At 64.2% G+C, this 18,221-nt stretch carries 21 protein-coding genes; 8 read left to right on the top strand and 13 right to left on the bottom strand.

Annotated elements, in window-relative coordinates; genetic code table 11:
- Together L981_RS27740 and L981_RS27745 are read right to left on the bottom strand one after the other, a co-directional pair.
- Window positions 1-231, bottom strand: a 231-nt coding sequence (locus L981_RS27740) for an NAD-dependent epimerase/dehydratase family protein (RefSeq protein WP_043624139.1), incomplete at its 3' end; no start/stop codon positions are given.
- A 54-nt stretch (window positions 232-285) separates the two neighbouring features.
- Window positions 286-939, bottom strand: a complete 654-nt coding sequence (locus L981_RS27745) for an O-methyltransferase (protein WP_043624141.1) — start codon at window positions 937-939, stop codon at window positions 286-288.
- A 91-nt stretch (window positions 940-1,030) separates the two neighbouring features.
- Here L981_RS27745 and L981_RS27750 point away from each other — a divergent pair, with 91 nt between their 5' ends.
- The gene (locus L981_RS27750) at window positions 1,031-1,666 is read left to right on the top strand and encodes a TetR family transcriptional regulator (protein WP_043624144.1); all 636 of its coding nucleotides are present in this window, start codon (window positions 1,031-1,033) and stop codon (window positions 1,664-1,666) included.
- Window positions 1,667-1,810: 144 nt separating this feature from the next.
- Here the strand turns inward: L981_RS27750 and L981_RS27755 are convergent, their stop codons facing one another.
- The 4 genes from L981_RS27755 to L981_RS27770 all read right to left on the bottom strand — a co-directional run bounded on the left by L981_RS27755 (window position 1,811) and on the right by L981_RS27770 (window position 4,789).
- On the bottom strand, window positions 1,811-2,644 hold the full coding sequence (locus L981_RS27755) for an anti-sigma factor (RefSeq protein ID WP_043624147.1): 834 nt from the start codon (window positions 2,642-2,644) through the stop codon (window positions 1,811-1,813).
- Window positions 2,641-3,192: an RNA polymerase sigma factor gene (locus tag L981_RS27760; protein WP_043624148.1), complete on the bottom strand. Its 552-nt coding sequence runs from the start codon at window positions 3,190-3,192 to the stop codon at window positions 2,641-2,643. Before L981_RS27760 ends, L981_RS27755 begins: the two co-directional genes overlap by 4 nt.
- A complete protein-coding gene (locus L981_RS27765) occupies window positions 3,176-3,553 on the bottom strand; it encodes a lipoprotein (RefSeq protein ID WP_043624149.1) in 378 nt (125 codons plus the stop codon). Before L981_RS27765 ends, L981_RS27760 begins: the two co-directional genes overlap by 17 nt.
- 252 nt (window positions 3,554-3,805) lie before the next feature.
- Window positions 3,806-4,789 carry a quinone oxidoreductase gene (locus L981_RS27770; RefSeq protein WP_043624150.1) on the bottom strand — a complete coding sequence of 328 codons (984 nt, stop codon included), beginning with the start codon at window positions 4,787-4,789 and terminating at the stop codon, window positions 3,806-3,808.
- Between the two features lie 98 nt (window positions 4,790-4,887).
- Here L981_RS27770 and L981_RS27775 point away from each other — a divergent pair, with 98 nt between their 5' ends.
- Window positions 4,888-5,778 (top strand): LysR family transcriptional regulator, encoded by an 891-nt coding sequence (locus L981_RS27775; protein WP_043624152.1) that lies wholly within the window; start codon window positions 4,888-4,890, stop codon window positions 5,776-5,778.
- Window positions 5,779-5,817: 39 nt separating this feature from the next.
- Here L981_RS27775 and L981_RS27780 read toward each other — a convergent pair whose 3' ends face one another.
- Window positions 5,818-6,240, bottom strand: coding sequence for a hypothetical protein (locus tag L981_RS27780; RefSeq protein WP_052202061.1), 423 nt, complete (start codon window positions 6,238-6,240; stop codon window positions 5,818-5,820).
- Window positions 6,241-6,286: 46 nt separating this feature from the next.
- Complete coding sequence (locus tag L981_RS27785; RefSeq protein WP_043624153.1) at window positions 6,287-7,375, bottom strand: AbrB family transcriptional regulator; 1,089 nt, start codon at window positions 7,373-7,375, stop codon at window positions 6,287-6,289.
- Between the two features lie 403 nt (window positions 7,376-7,778).
- Here L981_RS27785 and L981_RS27790 point away from each other — a divergent pair, with 403 nt between their 5' ends.
- Window positions 7,779-8,906, top strand: a complete 1,128-nt coding sequence (locus L981_RS27790; RefSeq protein WP_043624159.1) for an ATP-dependent RecD-like DNA helicase — start codon at window positions 7,779-7,781, stop codon at window positions 8,904-8,906.
- A gap of 249 nt (window positions 8,907-9,155) precedes the next feature.
- Window positions 9,156-9,659 carry a glyoxalase superfamily protein gene (locus L981_RS35260; protein WP_197067207.1) on the top strand — a complete coding sequence of 168 codons (504 nt, stop codon included), beginning with the start codon at window positions 9,156-9,158 and terminating at the stop codon, window positions 9,657-9,659.
- Between the two features lie 22 nt (window positions 9,660-9,681).
- Here L981_RS35260 and L981_RS27800 read toward each other — a convergent pair whose 3' ends face one another.
- The 3 genes from L981_RS27800 to L981_RS27810 form a co-directional block, all read right to left on the bottom strand.
- Window positions 9,682-10,356, bottom strand: coding sequence for an MnmC family methyltransferase (locus L981_RS27800; protein ID WP_043624163.1), 675 nt, complete (start codon window positions 10,354-10,356; stop codon window positions 9,682-9,684).
- 251 nt (window positions 10,357-10,607) lie between these two features.
- Window positions 10,608-11,282, bottom strand: coding sequence for a MerR family transcriptional regulator (locus L981_RS27805; RefSeq protein ID WP_043624165.1), 675 nt, complete (start codon window positions 11,280-11,282; stop codon window positions 10,608-10,610).
- Between the two features lie 398 nt (window positions 11,283-11,680).
- Window positions 11,681-12,793 carry a hypothetical protein gene (locus L981_RS27810; RefSeq protein ID WP_043624168.1) on the bottom strand — a complete coding sequence of 371 codons (1,113 nt, stop codon included), beginning with the start codon at window positions 12,791-12,793 and terminating at the stop codon, window positions 11,681-11,683.
- Window positions 12,794-13,266: 473 nt separating this feature from the next.
- On the opposite strand from L981_RS27810, the gene L981_RS27815 reads away from it, so the two are divergent.
- The 3 genes from L981_RS27815 to L981_RS27825 all read left to right on the top strand — a co-directional run bounded on the left by L981_RS27815 (window position 13,267) and on the right by L981_RS27825 (window position 15,990).
- Complete coding sequence (locus tag L981_RS27815) at window positions 13,267-14,019, top strand: pyridoxine 5'-phosphate synthase (RefSeq protein ID WP_043624171.1); 753 nt, start codon at window positions 13,267-13,269, stop codon at window positions 14,017-14,019.
- A gap of 24 nt (window positions 14,020-14,043) precedes the next feature.
- The gene (locus tag L981_RS27820; RefSeq protein WP_043624173.1) at window positions 14,044-14,676 is read left to right on the top strand and encodes a histidine phosphatase family protein; all 633 of its coding nucleotides are present in this window, start codon (window positions 14,044-14,046) and stop codon (window positions 14,674-14,676) included.
- A gap of 99 nt (window positions 14,677-14,775) precedes the next feature.
- Window positions 14,776-15,990 (top strand): multidrug effflux MFS transporter, encoded by a 1,215-nt coding sequence (locus L981_RS27825; RefSeq protein ID WP_043624175.1) that lies wholly within the window; start codon window positions 14,776-14,778, stop codon window positions 15,988-15,990.
- A gap of 105 nt (window positions 15,991-16,095) precedes the next feature.
- Here L981_RS27825 and L981_RS27830 read toward each other — a convergent pair whose 3' ends face one another.
- On the bottom strand, window positions 16,096-16,479 hold the full coding sequence (locus L981_RS27830; protein ID WP_043624179.1) for a VOC family protein: 384 nt from the start codon (window positions 16,477-16,479) through the stop codon (window positions 16,096-16,098).
- Window positions 16,480-16,652: 173 nt separating this feature from the next.
- Window positions 16,653-17,537 carry an SDR family oxidoreductase gene (locus L981_RS27835; RefSeq protein WP_043624181.1) on the bottom strand — a complete coding sequence of 295 codons (885 nt, stop codon included), beginning with the start codon at window positions 17,535-17,537 and terminating at the stop codon, window positions 16,653-16,655.
- 203 nt (window positions 17,538-17,740) lie between these two features.
- Between L981_RS27835 and L981_RS27840 the strand changes: the two genes are divergently transcribed.
- A complete protein-coding gene (locus L981_RS27840) occupies window positions 17,741-18,145 on the top strand; it encodes a helix-turn-helix domain-containing protein (protein WP_043624184.1) in 405 nt (134 codons plus the stop codon).
- The last annotated feature ends 76 nt before the right edge of the window (window positions 18,146-18,221 follow it).

Here is an 18,221-nt window from a genome sequence, read left to right on the forward strand (position 1 = left end):
GAAGTCGTGCCGGAAGGCCGTGTGGATGACGGCATCGGCTTGGCCAGCGGCCCGCTGCAGGATCGCCGCGGACTGAAGGCCGCCTTCGACGACCGAAGCCCCGGTTGCGGCCAGCGCCACGGCCTTTTCGCTGGAGCGCGCCAGGCCGGACACCCTGTGCCCCGCCGTGATCAGGTCCCTGACCACGGCCGACCCGACCCAGCCGGTCGCGCCCGTTACGAATACATGCATTGCTGTTCTCCTTGATTGGGCGGACCACGCGGGTCCGTGAGGCGATGGCGCCTATCAGGCGAGGCGCATCGTCACTTCGATGTCCTCGGCAAACGGCGTCGACAGGTAGGTGCCGGAGGCCGAGCGGATGTAGTCGAGATATTCGGGGCAACTGTCGGCGTCGTCGGCGATGATCAGGGCACCTGGGCGCAGGCGAGGCTCGATCAGCCTGAAGACGTCGAGGTAGATCGGTTTTGCCCCGTCGAGCAGCACCAGGTCGATCGCATCGGGAAGGTCGGCGAAAGTCGTCAGCGCGTCGCCTTGCCGGATCTCTACGAGATCGTCGAGACCGGCTGCCGCGAGGTTCTGTCCGGCCCGCGCCACCTTCGCCGGTTCGAATTCGCTGGTGATCAGCTCGCCGCCGCCATTGTCGCGCAGCGCCGCTGCGAGAAAGAGCGTCGAAATGCCGAAGGACGTTCCGAACTCGACGATCCTGTGGGCGCGGCTTGCGCGGGCGAGCATGTAGAGGAGGTTGCCGGTCTGACGCGAAACCGGCAGCCACAGGTCCTTCAAGAGCCCGTAGAGCTGCAGATATTCGGTCTTGCTGTGAAGCAATCGTTCGCGTTCGCCTGCGGGCAGTTGCGCGACTGCGGGGCTGGTCGCGGCATCGGCCTCGTCGAACAGACGGTCGAGAAGGCCCTGGAGAGGTTGGCTGGTAAGCGTGGACATCGGATGTTCCTTCGTTTTCGATGGGCTTGCGTTCACGAAGAAAAATACGAATAATTCGTCGCATTCGCTAATCGCATTGCAGGCGCTGCCAATGGCAAACAGATCAAGTGTCCGTATTTCTTCACGAAAAGCGCCCAAGCAGGCGCGCTCGAACGAGCTGGTTAGGGCCATTCTCCAGGCTGCTGTTCAGGTTTTGGAGGAGGAGGGCGCGCAGCGATTTACCACGGCCCGCGTCGCCGAGCGGGCTGGCGTCAGCGTCGGGTCGCTGTACCAGTATTTTCCCAACAAGGGCGCGATCCTGTTTCGCCTGCAAAGCGACGAGTGGCGGCAGACGTCGGGGCTGCTGGCGACGATCCTCAGCGACGGGTCGCGCGCGCCACTCGATCGGCTGCGGTGCCTGGTTCACGCCTTCCTGCGCTCGGAATGCGAGGAGGCGGCCGTTCGGGTTGCCCTGGGCGACGCGGCACCGCTTTATCGCGATGCGCCCGAAGCCCGGGAAGCCAAGGAGGCCAACGATCCGCTCATCGACCGGTTCATGATCGAGCTTCTTCCGAACGCACCCGCCGACACCAGAGAACTTGCCGGCGACCTGATCATGACGACGATGACGACGGTGGGGAAAGACTTTTCGGGAACGGCGCGCAGCGATGCGGAGATCGAGGCCTATGCGGATGCGATGGCCGACATGTTTTCGGCCTATCTCGTGGCGAAAGGTGCCAGCACCTGAGCCATGCCGACAACCGTAAGCGTCCCTGCGATTTTGGCCACGGGGGCGTCTCGGGTTACGTTGGGTAAAGCAAGTGTGCGGAGCCGACCGTAACACTCTGATGCGGCTCGCCAACAAGGCCGGAGCAGCAGGCGCGCTTGGTCCTCAGCTCTTCGTCGCCTCGCTCTTTTCGAACTGCCGGTAGCATTCATCCGCCACCTGCTGCAGCAGATCGCGCGGCACCTCGCCGGTGACGGCGTAGCCGAGCGGGCCGTCGATCCAGTAGAAGGTCTCGACGCCGTCGTTCTCGTCGATGCGGAACGAGGTTTCGCGGTTGTCGTCGTTGCGGCCGAGCAGCACCGTCAGCCGCCGGCCGGTGCCATCCTCATACATGAACATCGCGCCCGCCTTGCCGTTGACCGGCAGCAGCCGGCCGCCGACCAGCGAGAAGCCGAGCGAGGAGAGATCGGGGATCGAGAGCGGATGATCGAGACGCTTGCCGAGCCAGGTGGCGAGATGGGTCTGGTCGTCGGCGCCGACTTCGACGGCATGGCGCACTTCGCTGGCATAGACCAGGAAGGCCGATTGCGCCTGGCGCGGCAGGCTGTCGGCCGTCTGCGTCAGCCGGGGCTTTTGCTCGGGTGAGAGCAGCGAAGGCGCGTAGAGGCCGGTGAGGCCGCCGGCGACAAACAGCGCCAGCCCGGCGGCGATGGCGCGGGCGATGCCGGCAAACGATCGGGTGTCCTTGACGACGTGCTGTTGCGGGCGTTCGCTGCCGTTGCTGAGAAGCAGCGCCCGGTCATCGGCGTCGCTGCGGGCATAGCCGGCAAAGAGCGCGCGCAACTCGACCGCCTGCGCCCGCCATTGCCGGACCTCGTCGGCCTGCGCGGGGTTCTGCTCGAGCCATTGCTCGATCCGCAACCGCTCGCGCGGGCCAAGGGCGCCGTCGACATAGGCGTGCAGGTCGTCTTCGGAGACGGTGTTGTGGCCTTCCGTCATTTCGGTCTCCGCATGCTGATCACATTGTCGTCCTTCATGGCTTCTGCAAGCTGGCGCCGCGCGCGCGACAGGCGCGACATCACGGTGCCGATCGGTATGGCCATCATCTCGGCCACGTCCTGGTAGCGGTATCCTTCGATCACCACGAGCATCAGCACCGAGCGGTTCTCCGTGGAGAGGCCGTTCAGTGCCCTTTCCAGCCGCGAGCGCTCCAGCGGGTCGCTCTCGTGGGTCTCGGCCTCAAGGCCCAGGTCCTCGTCCAGCGCCACCTGCGGGTGCATCGCCACATAGCGGTGCCGGTTGCGGCCGAGATTGGTCATGATGGTGAAGGCCCAGGCGCGCAGGTTCACGCCGCGCCACTGCGCGCGGCGCGAAAGCACCTTCTCCACGCAATCCTGCAACAGGTCCTCGCCATCCGGGTCCGAGCGCACCAGGCTGCGGGCATAGCGCCGCAGTGCCGGCACCAGGGCCAGCACATCCTCTTCGAACCGGTCGGAGGCGGGGTGTTCCCCCGCATCCTCGTTGCCGCCGTTACGGCTTGGCGACATTCCATTCGCCCTTCTTCATGCCGTCGCCGGTCATGTCACCCATCTTCTTGTCCTTGATGAAGAAGTAGAGCGGCATGCCGTCCTTGGCCCACTGCTTCTTGCCGTCCTTACGCTCGACGAGCGTATAGGCGCCATCTGCCTTGGCGCTCGCCTCGGCCATGAATGGCGGCCAGTTCTTGGCGCAATCGTCGTAGCACATGGACATGCCGCCATGATCGTCCTTGTAGGTGTAGAGCGTCATGCCGTTTTCTCCGGCCAGCACCTTGCCCTTGGCGGTCTCGACTTCCTTGACCGGCGGCGCGGCGAAAGCCGTGACGCTGGCCGCAAGCAGCATGGCGATCGTCAGTGGAAACGTTCTCATGGCAATTGTCCTTCCTCAAGATGGTTTTCCTGTCCGGAAACGGGCGAAAAGCCTCCTCGTCCCGTTTCCGCGGGAGCCGCATGGTGCAGATCCAACCGTAAGACACGACACGCACAGGATTTATTCCCGGAGAACGGGCGGAAGTTTGGGGTGGCCCTGTCTCCGCTCGGGCCATAGGACGCAACCGGCCACGCGATGTTCATCGCGTGGCCGGTGAGAGGGTGACAAGGATACCAGCTGGTGGCGATCCGCTCAGGGTATCAGAACCACCGATCCGGTCGTCCGCCGGGCCTCCAGGTCTTCCTGTGCCCTTGGGGCGTCGAAAAGCGGATAGCTGGTGATGGCAGGCGCACGAACGACGCCTGCCTGCATGGCGCCGAACAGCTCCCGCGCTGCCGCTTCGTACTCGCCGCGGTCGGCGGTGTAATGGGCGATCGAGGGGCGGGTGACATAGAGCGAGCCCTTGGCCGAGAGCGAGGCGACGTCGAGCGGCGGAACGGGACCGGAGGAAGCGCCGAAGGAAACCAGCGTGCCGCGCGGGCGCAGGCAGTCGAGCGACCTGGCGAAAGTGTCGGCGCCGACGGAATCATAGACGACATCGACACCCTTGCCGCCGGTGATTTCGCCGACGCGGGCCCGGAAATCCTCTTGGCCGTAAAGGATGACATGATGGCAGCCATTGGTCCGGGCGATCTCGGCTTTCTCCGTGGAGCTGACGGTGCCGATGACGGTGGCGCCGATGTGGCTCAGCCACTGGCAGGCAATCGAGCCGACGCCGCCGGCGGCCGCGTGGAAGAGCACCGTGTCGCCGGGCTTCACGGCAACGCAACGCCGGATCAGGTATTCGACGGTCAAACCCTTGAAGACGAGGGCTGCGACCTCTCGGGCCTCCAGTTCCTCCGGCAGCGCCAGCGCCCGGGCGGCGGGCAGGTTGCGGTGGGTGGCATAGGCGCCGGGCGGGCCGCCCACATAGGCGATGCGTTGGCCGATCGAAAAGCCTTCGACGCCTTCGCCAAGCGCGGTGATCACGCCGACGCCCTCGACGCCGATCCCGCTCGGCAGGGGCAAGGGTGCCGAGCCCCGGCGGTGGTAGATGTCGATGTAGTTCACGCCGATGGCGAGATGGCGGATCTGGATTTCGCCGAGTCCAGGGTCGCCCAGCGTCTCGGCGTTGAAGGCGAGTGCCGACGGATCGCCAAATTCGGAAAATCGAAAGGTCTCGATATTGATCGTCATGCTGTTCTCTCTCCAGATGTCGCCAAAATCTGCTTGATTTTCCGATTTCGGTCGAGAGACCTTTCTGCAATACCAGTTTCCAAAAATGGAAAGCGAAGATGGATTGGAACGATCTCAAGTTCTTTCTGGCCGTTGCCAATGCGCGCTCGCTGACTGCGGCCTCCGCCAGGCTTAGCGTCAGCGCCTCGACCGTGTCGCGCCGGATCGAGGCGCTGGAGGCGGCGTTGCAGGTCAGGCTTTTCCGGCCGCACCGCGACGGTTATGACCTGACGCCGGCGGGCGAGGCGCTTTTGGCGCCGGCCGAGCGGGCCGAGGCGCAGATGCGGGTCTTCGAGCGCACGGCACGGGAGAAGGACAGCGACCTCGCCGGCCCGGTGCGCATCGACGTGCCGGAACTGTTGGGGCAGGAGGTGTTGATGCCGGGGCTAGCGGGCTTCCTGCTGGAGCATCCGGACATCCGCCTGGAGATGCATTCGAGCGTGCGCCCGGTGCGGCTTGTCGGTGAAGCGGCCGACATTGTTCTGCGTCTGGTGCGGCCGCAGCAGGGCAACTATCGCCAGCGCCGGCTGGGGCAGCTCGCCTTCGGCCTTTATGCGACGCCCGGCTACATCGCGCGCCACGGCATGCCGGGCACTCCTGCCGACCTCCATCGCCACCGGCTGGTCGGCTGGAGCGAAGAGCTGAGCTACCTGATCATGGTCGCCTGGCTCGAAGCGCTATGCCCAGGCCTGCAGCCAGCGATGCGTTTCTCTTCGCTCGGCGCGCAGATGGCGGCGGTGAAAAACGGGCTCGGTTTTGCCGTGCTTCCGGCCTTTGCGGCCGAAGCGGCAGGCTTCACGCCACTGTTGCCGCAGGTGCCGCCATTGGCCCCGGATCTTTGGCTGCTGGTTCATGAACAATCGGCCGAGCTGCCACGCGTGCGGCTGACCAAGGAAGCGGTCGCTACCGTGATGGCGCGCTTCGCTGCGCGATCGGCGGAAAGCGCCTGAACATCGCGGACGTTTTTCGTGAGGGAGGGGCCAATGCTGCTAACCGGCTGGTTTCCAAGGGGCATCAGAACGGCGAACGCCCTGGAAGCCGGTTTCTACACGTTGCAGAACTGTCTCGTCATCCGTGGTGATTTCGTAAAACGTGCTGTCGATGGCGCGAACGATGATCCAGGGTCTGTCCGGAGCGCTCGGCAGGAAGCCGGTAAACTCTCCCCAGATGACTTGCAGAACGTCTTGCGCAGCGGCGGCCAGCTGCCGGCCCTCGACCATGCTGCCGGACTGGGCCCAAGTCTCGAGAACGTCGCCGCCGGGACCGGTGGCATCGAACCATTGATAGCCTGCGTCGACCGCGGAAACTTTCCACGACGCGCCCAGCGAGCGCGGTGCGAGGCGTTGCAGGATGTCGCGCAGGTCGAAGGGAAGCGCGGCTCCCGACGGTCCGTAGATTCTGAGCGTCTTCACCTGTCTCCTCCCGGCAGCGCATTGGAAACGTGCCGGGCCAGCATCGTCAAGCCCGGTCGGCGACGAAGCGGGCAAGCGTCGGGCCGATCATGGTGATGATCAGAAGGCGGGCGGTCTGCAGCGCCATGACGAAGGAGAGGTCGACATTGCTCGAGGCGGCGATGACGGCGATCGAGTCGAGCCCGCCGGGGCTGGTGGCGAGATAGGCGGTCAGCGGATCGATGCCGACCACCTTGATCAGAAGCAGGGCGAGCAGGCCGGAGAACGAGATCAGCACGACGATCGAGATGATCGTCGGCACCAGCGCGCGGCGGGCATGGATGAGGATCTGGCGGGTGAAGCCAAGGCCGATGTTCCAGCCGAGCATGGCAAAACAGATCGCCAGCAGCCATTGCGGCAGCGCGGTGGTCATGACGCCCGAGACATTGAGCACGGCGCCGAGAAGGAAGGGCAGCAGGAAGGCGCCGGCTGGCACGCGCAGAAAGCGGCCGGCAAGCGCTGCGCCAAGCCCGACGGCGATGGTCTCGAGGAAGAGCAGGCCATCGATCGGCGCGAACCAATGGGTGGTCTGCTCGACTTCGGCGCCGGTGACCCACATATGCGCAACCACGGTCGCGGTGCTGGCGACGAAGATCACGCGCAGATACTGCATGAAGGCGACGAGGCGCGCATCGGCGCCATAGGCGTCGGCCATCAGCAGCATGGTCGAGGCGGCGCCTGCCGACGAGCCCCAGATGGCCGTCGTGCCCGGCAGGATGCGCATGCGGGTGATCACCCAGCCGCAGAGCGTGCTGACGGCGATGACCGAGAGGATGACCGCGAGAAACAGCGGCCAGTTGCCGGAGAAGGTGGCGAGCATGCCGGGCGTCATGGCGCCGGCAATCATCATCGCCAATATGAACTGCACGCAGAAGAACAGCTGGCGCGGCAACCGGATGGTGCCGCCATTCATGCCGACGAGCACGGCGGCCAGCATCGGGCCCATGAGCAGCCCGGCGGGAAGGCCGATGAATTCGAAGAAGGAGGCAAGGACGATCGAGACTGCCAAAAGCAGGCTCCATTGCAGCCACGGCGCGAGCCGACCGATGCCGACCTTGTCCGGGGTGGGCGGCGCAGCTGGCTTGTCGGTTTTCACGGGCACTCTCCGGCATGACCCGGAAAGGCGGGAACGGCCATCGGGGCCGGCCTTGACGGGCTTAGAGCGATGGTCTTCGCCAGCAGGACCGCGGGCGCCATCACGTCACGCTCGTTTGCAACAATGCGGCGTTGCATTCAAGAGGCAGAGCAAGAAAGTGCCACAGGATCGACAGCGGGGAAGGCAAACGCCATGCGGGCAGGCGTCGAAATGAGAAAAAAACGTGAACAAATTCCGCCGGCCGAAAGCCCTGCTGCCAGGCGCGGTAACGAGGCGCGAGCTTGATTTTACGGGGTAATTTTGCGCGCGGCGGTGATGTTCGCGATGCCGGTTGTCTCTGGCCCTCCTGTGGGGCCGCAATTCCGGGCTTGCGTGTGCGGCCCGAATCCTGACACTCAGCCTCATGCAATTCGCACCGCAACAGGACGAGGCCCTGAAGGCCGTTTCGCAATGGCTGAAAGAGGGCCGCTCGCCGCTCTTCCGGCTGTTCGGCTATGCCGGTACCGGCAAGACGACGCTGGCCCGGCACTTTGCCGAACATGTCGATGGCGACGTGCTGTTTGCCGCCTTTACCGGCAAGGCCGCGCAGGTGCTGCGCTCCAAGGGGGCGAGCAACGCCAAGACCATCCACTCGCTGATCTACCGGCCGCGCGGCGAGGAAGAGGTGTCCGACGAGGAGACCGGCAAGACCTCGATCGCGCCGATGTTTGCGATCAACCGTCAGAGCCCGGTCGCCAAGGCGGCGCTGATCATCGTCGACGAATGCTCGATGGTGGATGAGGCGCTCGGCAAGGACCTGATGAGCTTCGGCACGCCGATCCTCGTGCTCGGCGACCCCGGCCAGCTGCCGCCGGTTACGGGCGGCGGCTTCTTCACCAACCAGGAGCCGGACTATCTGCTGACGGACATTCACCGCCAGGCGCGCGACAACCCGATCATCCAGCTGGCGATGCAGGTGCGCGAAGGCAAGGAAATCATGCACGGCGACTACGGCACCACGCAGGTGATTGGTCGCGGCCAGGTCAACCAGGAACTGGTGCTCGAGGCCGACCAGGTTCTGGTCGGCACCAACAAGACCCGCCGGCGCTACAACCAGCGCCTTCGCGAATTGAAGGGCTTCACCAGCGACTACCCGCAATCCGGCGACAAGCTCGTCTGCCTCAGGAACGATCCGGCCAAGGGCCTGCTCAACGGCTCGCTCTGGCAGGTGATGAGCTCGTCCAAGGAGACGGTGAAGCCTGGCATCAACCTGATGATCCGGCCGGAAGACGACGACATGGATCGCGGTGCCGCCAAGATCAAGCTCTTGAAGGCGGCCTTCGAGGATGTCGAGGGCGAGATCCCCTGGACGACGCGCAAGCGCTACGACGAGTTCGACTACGGCTATGCGCTGACGGTGCACAAGGCGCAGGGCTCGCAGTGGAACAATGTCGTGCTCTTCGACGAGAGCTGGGCTTTTCGCGATACCCGCGAGCGCTGGCTCTATACCGCGATCACGCGGGCGGCGGAGCGGCTGACGATCGTTCGCTAGGCGGGGCGGATCCCTGAGGAAGGGGCGGCGCCGTTCGCACGCAGCTCGCGTGTCGCGCTCGGGCCGTTGGCTTCATTGACAATCCAGATTCGGCCTATACTAATTCGTGATGGCCTTGTGTTGCCCGCCGCTCACGCCACGTTTGGTATGGTGAAAACACCTATGTGATACCGCCGTTCGACTTCCAGCCCTTGGGCCGTCGGTCAGCAATGTGAGCTCTGACATTTGGTTGCCCCTGGAGGAACTGGAATGCTTAGAACCGCTGGTATCAAAAGCATGGCGAAAGCCCTGCGACAGGCGCTCAGTGATCGCAAGATAGACCTGTCGCACAGCGACTGCCTGGAATTGATTGCAAAGCAATTTGGGGTGAAAGATTGGAACGCGCTTTCCGCAGCGGTCGGCCAGGATGCGGGCGACAAGCCGCTTCTTTTCTCGGCCGAGGGCAATGAGATAAAGTTCCATCGCACGACGCAAAGGCTGGATGTCAACGACACCGACCTGGCGGGATCACGTTTCAACGACGCCAATCTGTCGGCAACATCGTTCAATCAGATCAATTTTTCCGGCGCCAAGTTCAACGATAGCAACATGACGGGCTGGTACGTGAACGACGTTAATCTGTCCGGAGCGCAATTCCAGAATATCAATCTCTCCGGGGCGGCCTTTTCCAACTGCCGCATCGCCGGCGTTACGCTCGACGGGGTGCCGCTCGAAGACATTGTCGAGGCCTATCGAAAAGCGCAGATGATCTGATCTGCCAAATGAGCCGCATGCGCTAGCGCTTCGTCGCCATCCAAATCATGTGGCGGGCGCCGCCGCGTTTGCCGTTGGCGCGCACGTTCACCTCGTCGGTGGCAAAGCCGACTTCGCGCAGGCGGCGGGTGAAGGCGCTGTCGGGGGCCGACGACCAGACGGAGAGCACGCCGCCGGGCCGAAGGGCGGCTTGCGCGGCGCGAAGGCCGGTGTGGCTGTAGAGGCTGTCGTTGGAAGGGCGCGTCAGGCCGTCGGGGCCATTGTCGACATCGAGCAGGATGGCGTCATAGGCGGCCTTCTTCGAGCGGATCAGTGCGCCGACATCGCCGACATGGATATCGACGCGGGGATCATCAAGCGTGCCTTTGTGCAGCTCCGCCATCGGGCCACGCGCCCAGTCGACGACGGCCGGCACCAGTTCGGCGACCACCACCCGCGCATCCTCGGGCACGACGCCAAGCGCTGCGCGCAGGGTAAAGCCCATGCCAAGGCCGCCGATCAGCATGCTCAGGTTTTTCCGGCCGGCGATGCGCTCGTGGGCGAGCGTCGCCAGCGCTTCCTCCGAGCCGCTCAACCGGCTGTTCATCAGCTCGTTCGAGCCGAGCATGATCGAGAATTCCTGCCCGCGCTGCTTCAGGCGCAGCTCGTCGCCGTCGCCGGGAATGGTTGCGCGGTCCAGCTCTATCCAGGGAAGCATCGGGGTCTCTCATCCGTATTTGTTCAGGCGCCCTCGTAACACGCACGTGGCAATGACGACACCGCAATGTCAGTCGTTCAAGTGAATTGTGCCGCGCGGACCGGTAAGCTGTTCGGCGTGCCTTAGTGTGGCGGCCTGCGGGTAGGGGCTGCGGGAGAGCGTCGCGACTTAGGCGAGGCGCAACGCGACCTCGTCCCCGTGGCGCACGAGGATGCTGACGGCAAGGCATCGGGGTAGCGGCCGTGTTCGCGCTATTCCGCCGAGATCATGCCTGAAAGCACCGCCTTGGCGATCGCCTGGAAGCGGTTGTTGGCGCCGAACTTGCGGATGATGCCGGCCTCAAGGGTGAGCGCTGCCGCCACGTCCATGTCCATCAGCCCGGCGATGCGCGCCGCCGGATAACCGTCGGCCATGAAGGTCAGGCATTCGCTTTCGATCGGCGAGAGATGGACATGGCCGTCCTCGTCGGTGGCTTCGCCTCCGTCGGTGGTTTCGAGCAGTTCGGTGATGCGCTGCATCTGCCGGCGCAGGTTGGCCTGCTGGGCGGCGAGTTCGCGCCTTCGGGCAAGCAGGGCGTCTCGAAACAGCTTGTCCGCTTCGGCCTGTTCCTCGGTGCCCGCAAGGGCAGTCAGCAGTTCCAGGATGGTCGAGATCGGCATGTCGATTTCGCGGCAGGCATTGATGACCGCCATGCGGCGAATGTGATCTTCGTTGTAGACCCGCATCGGTCCCATGCGGGCGGCGGTGAGCAGCCCCTTTTCCTCGTAGAAATGCAGCGTGCGATGGGTGACGCCGAAAGCGTCGGCCATGTCGGCGATCGCCAGCGGTGTCGTGGGGTCGTGGTGGGGAAGCGGCAGGTCCGGCAGAAAGCCGACACGATCAGGCGCGGCCAGCACGCCCTCGAATTTCCAGTGGTCTCGCGGCATGTCGAAGGTCCCCGGTCTACAGCCTGCGCGCCTTTCGGCGCGCTGTTTCTGCATTTTCCTGAATCGAGACCGACCCAGGCGTGCGCGCAATCCGCGTCCGGAAGCGGTGGCGATCGCCGGGTCTCAAAGGTGCGGACGGATCCGCGCGGTGAGGCACTCGTTGATCGTCAACGACAATACCTGCTGCTCGGTTGGGGCACCTCCGCACGCAAGGCACGGTTTACTCAGGACATCGATGCTTGCCTGACGAGCACCCAGGCACCCATTCCCAACGCATGCGTGTACCGTATACGCGAATCGCTAATATGACCAGTCTTTAGTAAGGCGGGTGAGTATGCTGGACCGGGGTCCGCAGCCGCTTCATGCGGGCCGGCTCTTGGCCGCCCCGCCGGGCACATTCAGTGTCCGATGACCTTGAGCGGGCTGTTGGCGCTGAGGATGAACAGCGGTTCGTCGCCGCGCAGCGGCGAGAGTTTCTGCTGGCAGGACCAGGCGGTCTCGAAGGTGTCGCGGGTGAGGTGCTTGCGATAGCGCTGGGTAGCGGCCATGCAGCCCATCAGCGGGCTTTCGATCTGCTCTTCGCGGGCGTGATTGTAGATCTCGCCATCGAGCGAAAACAGTTCGGCGGCGAGCGACATGCTCTCGAAAAGCAGGTCCGGCTCGGTCTCGAGCCGCTTCCAGGTGATGAAGTCCTGGCGCAACGGCACAGTCTCGCCGTCATGGGAGAGCGTGACGCGAATACCCTGGGCCGGCGCCTCGTACCAGGTCACCTGGACGGTGAAGGAGAGGGCGGAGTTGCGCGAAACGGGGCGGCCGGTGTCGCCGTCGGTGGCGCGCGCCAGCGTCTTGTGACGCTGGGCGGCAAGCCGAAGCGCTGTGGCAAAGGCTTTTGCGTCGTTGTTTTCGGCGCCGCTGAGTTTCACGGTGACGGCGGGGAGCACTCGCTCGGTGGCGTGGCGGGCGTTGAAGAGCTTGGCCTGGGCGTCGAGGTCCAGCGTCATTTCCTGCGACGGCATCGGCGCAAAGAGCAACAGCGGCAGGACGCTCAGAACGGAGAGCGGCGAAGAGAGCGGTGCCGGCGGCCAGGTGGGGCGATGTCCGGCAAACCGTCGCTTGGCCGGCTTCGGCTGGCGCGACGCGGGGGCGACCGTTTCGGCCACTTCCGTCCGCGCGTGGCGATATTCCGGAACGTAGGTGCCCTTGGGGATGGCGATGCGCCATTCTTCGTCGGCGCCGTCGCCCTCGTAAAAGGCCTTGAGCAGCTTGCGCAGCTTGCCGGCATGCACGCGCACCAGCGGGTCGCTGTCGGCGTTGAAGGCCTGCGGCCGGTCGAAGACGTCGATGGCGATCGAGTAGCCCTTGAGCTGATGGCCTTCGCCGATCATCTCCTTTTCGACGACATAGGAAAGAAACGCCCGCAAGCGCTCGGAACGCGCGAAAGCCTTGCTTTCGAGGATGCGACGGAGCGTCCGCCGTATCGTCTCATCGCAGGGTCTTTCGACCGTCGTCATCGGTGCTTGCTCCAGGGTCATGTGATCTAAAAATCTAAGAAGGCGATCGCGGCTTAGGCCAGGGCCATTCGATCTGATTCGGAAATTTAAGGCCAAAAGAAGTGGTTGTCAGGGGTAGTAGACGCCAAATTTGAGTTTTTTCTGAAATAAACGTAAAAATTGCGTCCTTAATCCCTGTGACAGATCGTAGCGGTGACCGCTCACCCGGTGCCGGCGCGCCGTCGGCGCGAAGGTTTCGATCCGGTGATTGAGCTTTCCTGCATATTAGAGAGATCGATTGTCAAGATTCGATCAAGACAAGGCGGGCAAATGCACTGCGCGCCATTGCCGCGGCCATTGCATTGGTACTCCTTGGAATTGCTGCATAATCCCGACCTCAAACCGTTTCTGCTTTCGTTAAATATGCAGTAGAACATTGCATCCACATTGCCCGCATCGGGCCGTGAGCGGCCCCGCCTCTGGAAAGTTCAGACATGCCTGCAAAACTGTCCGTGAATCTGAATGCCGTCGCAATGCTTCGCAACCGGCGCGATCTGCCCTGGCCCTCCGTCACCGCACTCGGGCGCATCGCGCTCGAAGCCGGCGCCGCCGGCCTGACGGTGCATCCCCGGCCGGATCAGCGCCATGTCCGCTTTTCCGACCTGCAGCCGATCCGCGACTTGATCGACGGTGCATTCCCGGCGACGGAATTCAACATGGAAGGCTACCCGAACGAGGAGTTTCTCGGTCTCGTCGAAGCGCACCGGCCGGAGCAGGTGACGCTGGTTCCGGACGATCCGGCGCAGGCGACCTCCGACCATGGCTGGGATTTCCGCAAGAACCACAATCTGCTCGGCAATGTCGTCGGCCGGCTGAAGAGACAAGGCTTTCGTGTCTCGCTGTTTGCCGATGGCGACGAGGACATGGAGGCGCTGCGCATAGCCAGGGAAACGGGTGCGGACCGCATCGAACTCTACACCGGCCCCTATGGCGGCTGCTATGACGATCCGGAGAAGGCCGAGAAGATCGCCGGCGAACTCGGCCGTACGGCGGCGATGGCGGCCGAGCTCGGTCTCGACGTCAATGCCGGCCACGACCTGACGGTCGCCAACCTGCCGCTGCTTGCAAAACACATTCCGAACCTTGCCGAAGTCTCGATCGGCCATGGCCTGACGGCGGATGCGCTGGAATACGGCATGGCCGAGACCGTGCGCCGCTTTCGCCGCGCCTGCGGCCAGGAGGTCTGAACAGAGGTCTGAGGCGCCTTCGCCATGAAGGAACTCTTCGTCGTCACCCACACGCAGTCCGTCCACCATGTCGAGGGCAGGGTGGGCGGCTGGTACGACACCGGCCTGACCGAGCGCGGCCGAAAGGATGCGGCGGCCACGGCCGAGCGTCTCGCGACCCTTGTCGGCGGGAGGCATGTCGAGATCTTCAGTTCCGACCTCCTGCGCACGGCCGAAACGGCGTCGGCGATCGCCGCGCGCCTTGCCGTGCCCGTGACGGAAACCGCCGCTCTTCGCGAAATCAGCTATGGCGAGGCGGGCGGCAAACCGCAGGCCTGGCTCGATGCGCGCTATACCGCGGCGCCTGATGACAATCGGCTGGATTATAATTGCGGCATCGAGGGTGCGGAAACTCGCCGCGACGTGGCGCTACGGGTCTACCCTTGCGTCGAAGCGATTGTGGCGAGGTCTTGCCCAACGCAGATCATCGTCACCCACGGCTTCACGCTGACGCTGGTGATCGCCGCCTGGATGAAGGTTCCGATCGAGGCCGCCGGTTTCTTGAGTTTCCCGGCGAAATCCGGAAGCATCACCCATCTGCGCGAGGATGATTTTTTCAGGAACAGAGCCGTCGTCAGCCTGGCGGATGCCGCGCATCTGGCAAATGAGACGCCGTAACCCCCTGAAAATACTCAGACCAACGCAGGCGCGAACGCAATGCAATCTGCAACAGGGGCTGCTATAGAGTAGGCCCGTCCTCTCGCCTATCTCCGGCCCATGACCATTCAGACCAGTTTTCGCGAGCGCATCGTTCTCTATGCGCTTTTGACATCGCTGACCTCGATCAGCATCGACGCGCTGTTGCCGGGGCTGCGCCAGATCGGCGCCGATGTTGGCGTCGCGCCACCGCTCTCGACCCAGCATGTGATTTCGCTGTTCATCCTCGGCATGGCGTTCGGCGAGCTTTTGCTCGGGCCGCTTTCCGATGCAATGGGGCGGAAGAGGGCGCTGGTCCTGGGCCTTGGCGTCTATGCGCTCGGAACGGTCATCGCCATGGTGGCGGGCTCGCTCGAAATGGTCATCCTCGGCCGGTTTCTTCAGGGCATCGGCGTCTCCGGGCCGAAGATCGCGACGAGGGCGATGATCCGGGACCAGTTCGAGGGCGACGCCATGGCCCGCGTGATGTCGTTCATGTTCACGCTGTTCATTCTCGTGCCGATGCTGGCGCCGACGCTGGCGCAAGGGATCATCGCTGTGGCCGGCTGGCGCAGCATCTTTGCCGTCTATCTCGCGGCGGCCGGCCTTCTCGGCCTGTGGCTGGTGATGCGGCAGCCGGAAACATTGCCGGCCGACAAACGCATTCCCTTTCGCCCGCGGCTTCTCCTGTCGAACGGCCGGCGCATCCTGTCGCATCGGCGGGTAACCTTGCTGATCGTTGCGACCGGGCTCGTCTTCGGCGCGCAGCTTCTCTATCTGAGCACGGCGGCTGACCTCTTCTTCGACGCCTACGGGATCGGCGAGACCTTTCCGCTCTATTTTGCCATGCTGGCGACAGGCATCGGGCTGGCCTCGTTCCTCAATGCCAAGCTCGTGCAGCGCTTCGGCGCGGAGGCGATGGCGCGCCGGGGCTTTGTGGGCCTGGCCGCCGCCGGCCTGGCGATGCTCGTGGCCTCGCTCTACTGGGGCGGGCGGCCGCCGCTTGCGGTGCTGCTGGTGCTCGGCTTTGCCGCCTTCTTTGCGGTCGGTGTGCTGTTCGGCAATCTCAACGCCATGGCCATGCGTTCCCTCGGGCAGGTGGCAGGTCTCGGCGCGTCGCTGATCGCCTCCGGCTCCAGCCTTGTCGCGACGGTGTTTTCGATCGCGGTGGGTGCCTTCTACGATGGCACGACGCTCAACCTTTCGGCCGGTTTCTTTCTCGCCGGGGTCGGGGCGCTCGTTCTGGCCGAACTGGCGCTAAGGGCCGATGCTTCGCCGGTGGAGGCCATCCGGTAGGGAGCGGCAAACGCTGCCAGGCCCGCGTGGCGGCATCAACGTCCTATGCCGTTGTGCCCGGCGCACCGGATGCCGGTTAAAGTACTCCGCCGAGGCAGCGACGGGCTAACCGTTATAGACGACGGAAATCTTGTTTCCGGCGGGATCGCGCATGTAGGCGGCGTACCAGTGCGGCCCATAATGCGGCCGCGGATTGGGGGCGCCCTCATCCATTCCGCCATTGGCCATGCCCGCTTGGTAGAAGGCATCGACGTCCTGACGGGACTGGACCATGAAGCCGACCATCGAGCCATTTCCAGCGCTTGCCGGCTCGTTGTTGAAGGGCTTGCAGACCCATAAGACGGGACCATTGCCGGTTCCGCCTTCGGAATAGGCGCGCCAGTCCGGAAATTCCGTGTGCGTCTTCCAGCCGATCGTCGCCAAGGCGGCATCGTAGAAGGCATTGGATCTGGCGGAATCCAAAGCACCGACGGTCAGATAAACGCTCATGATGTCCCCTTTTTTTGAAGCGGTGAAACCGGGAGAATCCATAGAGCGTAAACGTGAACAAATCAAGAACAAATGGCGACGGCCGTCTCGCCGGGCGTCCGATGCCGACAGCATGGCAAATCGTTTCGAGAGCCCGGTGCAAACGCCCGGGCTCCCGCTGGTTGGCTTACCGCTTAGCCCGCAAGTCGCGCTTTGCTGGCTTCGAGGAAGGTGGCGAGCGTCACCGGCGTTGCGCCGGTCAGCGCCGTGACATCGCTCGTCACCATGTCGATGTGACCCCCGCGGGTGTTGGCGTCGAAGGAGACGACGATCGGGATCAGGAAGTCCGGCAGCCCGGCGCTCTTCAGACCGCCTGCAAGCGCCTCGTCGGAGATGTGCACGACGTTGAGCGGCTTGCCGGTCGCCTTGGCGACAAGGGCGGCAATCTCGTCCGTCGAGCGCAGTTCGCCGCCGGTCAGCGTGTAGGTGTGGCTCTCGCCGGTGGAGGAGGCAAGGGCTGCGGCTGCAGCCTTTGCGGCATCGGCGCGGGCGATGTGGGCGAGGCGGCCTTCGCCCGACGAGGAATACCATTGCCCGGTCTCAAGCGCATGGGGCAGCGCCATGAACAGGTTCTCCATGTACCAGCCGTTGCGCAGGATGGTGTAGGGAATGCCAGTCGCCTTGATGGCGTTTTCGGTGCCGAGATGATCGGGTGCAAAGGGAATGACCGAGGTCTCCGGGCTCGGCATCGAGGTGTAGACGATGTGCCTGGCGCCGGCCTTCTTCGCGGCCGCGACGGCAGCAAGATGCTGCTTCAGTCGCTTGCCCGGCTGGTCCAGCGCGTCGGTCGAGATGATCAGGATCCGATCGGCGCCGGCAAAGGCCTGGTCGAGCGACGCGGGATCGTCGAAATCGGCGACGCGGGCCTGGACGCCTCTGGCGATGTAATCGGCGAGCTTGGCCGTGTCGCGGCTGGTGGCGATGATCCGGCTCGGTGCGACGCCGGACGCAAGCAGCTGGTCGAGCACGAGCTTGCCGAGTTGGCCGGTTGCGCCGGTGACGAGCAATGTATCGGACATGGTCTTTACCTTTTCCTGTTTGGGCCGAGACGGAAAACGCGGGCGGAACGCCGCGGCGCAGGTCTCGCCGGCTCTTCATGCCGTCGCCCTGGGAGATGCGCCGGCACATGGTCTCTTTTTGAGACTTGCTCTTATCCCGTAATCGCAGTAGGGCTGTAAAGGAGGCAGTTTTTTCTGCTGTGGTTACAAAAAGGGTACCGCCGATGAACAAGCCGACCGGGGACATGAAGGGCAAGCGCGTGGCGATCGTCTGCGGCGTGCCGATGGATATGGAAAACTGCCCGGTCCGCGACGTCATGGACAACATCGGCGGCAAGTGGAACTCGCTGATGATCCTGTCGCTCGCCGACGGCCCCTTGCGCTTCTCGCAGCTCCGCCGGCTGATCCCCGACATCTCCCAGCGCATGCTGACCCAAACGCTGCGCGACCTGCAGCGCGACGGCTACATCCACCGCACCGTCTACCCGACGCAGCCGCCGAGCGTCGAATATGCGCTGACCGATCTCGGCCGCTCGCTGCTCGACCTGCTCAAGCACTTCGTCGACTGGTCGGTGGAAAACCACGGCGCCATCCGGGCCGCGCGCGAGGTCTACGACGCGGAGGCGTGAGCGCTTCCATTGCGACAGCGTGCCACCCTTGAGCCGCGGGTTCGTGCGCGCCGTGGCGCGCCTGCCATTTTCGTTT

Source organism: Ensifer sp. ZNC0028 (genome assembly GCF_000799055.1).
In the GTDB taxonomy this organism is placed as follows: Bacteria; Pseudomonadota; Alphaproteobacteria; order Rhizobiales; family Rhizobiaceae; genus Ensifer.

Coding starts and splice junctions, on each gene's coding strand:
- L981_RS27745 (WP_043624141.1), bottom strand. CDS start 939: ATGTCCACGCTTACCAGCCAACCTCTCCAGGGCCTTCTCGACCGTCTG.
- L981_RS27750 (WP_043624144.1), top strand. CDS start 1,031: ATGGCAAACAGATCAAGTGTCCGTATTTCTTCACGAAAAGCGCCCAAG.
- L981_RS27755 (WP_043624147.1), bottom strand. CDS start 2,644: ATGACGGAAGGCCACAACACCGTCTCCGAAGACGACCTGCACGCCTAT.
- L981_RS27760 (WP_043624148.1), bottom strand. CDS start 3,192: ATGTCGCCAAGCCGTAACGGCGGCAACGAGGATGCGGGGGAACACCCC.
- L981_RS27765 (WP_043624149.1), bottom strand. CDS start 3,553: ATGAGAACGTTTCCACTGACGATCGCCATGCTGCTTGCGGCCAGCGTC.
- L981_RS27770 (WP_043624150.1), bottom strand. CDS start 4,789: ATGACGATCAATATCGAGACCTTTCGATTTTCCGAATTTGGCGATCCG.
- L981_RS27775 (WP_043624152.1), top strand. CDS start 4,888: ATGGATTGGAACGATCTCAAGTTCTTTCTGGCCGTTGCCAATGCGCGC.
- L981_RS27790 (WP_043624159.1), top strand. CDS start 7,779: ATGCAATTCGCACCGCAACAGGACGAGGCCCTGAAGGCCGTTTCGCAA.
- L981_RS35260 (WP_197067207.1), top strand. CDS start 9,156: ATGCTTAGAACCGCTGGTATCAAAAGCATGGCGAAAGCCCTGCGACAG.
- L981_RS27800 (WP_043624163.1), bottom strand. CDS start 10,356: ATGCTTCCCTGGATAGAGCTGGACCGCGCAACCATTCCCGGCGACGGC.
- L981_RS27805 (WP_043624165.1), bottom strand. CDS start 11,282: ATGCCGCGAGACCACTGGAAATTCGAGGGCGTGCTGGCCGCGCCTGAT.
- L981_RS27810 (WP_043624168.1), bottom strand. CDS start 12,793: ATGACGACGGTCGAAAGACCCTGCGATGAGACGATACGGCGGACGCTC.
- L981_RS27815 (WP_043624171.1), top strand. CDS start 13,267: ATGCCTGCAAAACTGTCCGTGAATCTGAATGCCGTCGCAATGCTTCGC.
- L981_RS27820 (WP_043624173.1), top strand. CDS start 14,044: ATGAAGGAACTCTTCGTCGTCACCCACACGCAGTCCGTCCACCATGTC.
- L981_RS27825 (WP_043624175.1), top strand. CDS start 14,776: ATGACCATTCAGACCAGTTTTCGCGAGCGCATCGTTCTCTATGCGCTT.
- L981_RS27830 (WP_043624179.1), bottom strand. CDS start 16,479: ATGAGCGTTTATCTGACCGTCGGTGCTTTGGATTCCGCCAGATCCAAT.
- L981_RS27835 (WP_043624181.1), bottom strand. CDS start 17,537: ATGTCCGATACATTGCTCGTCACCGGCGCAACCGGCCAACTCGGCAAG.
- L981_RS27840 (WP_043624184.1), top strand. CDS start 17,741: ATGAACAAGCCGACCGGGGACATGAAGGGCAAGCGCGTGGCGATCGTC.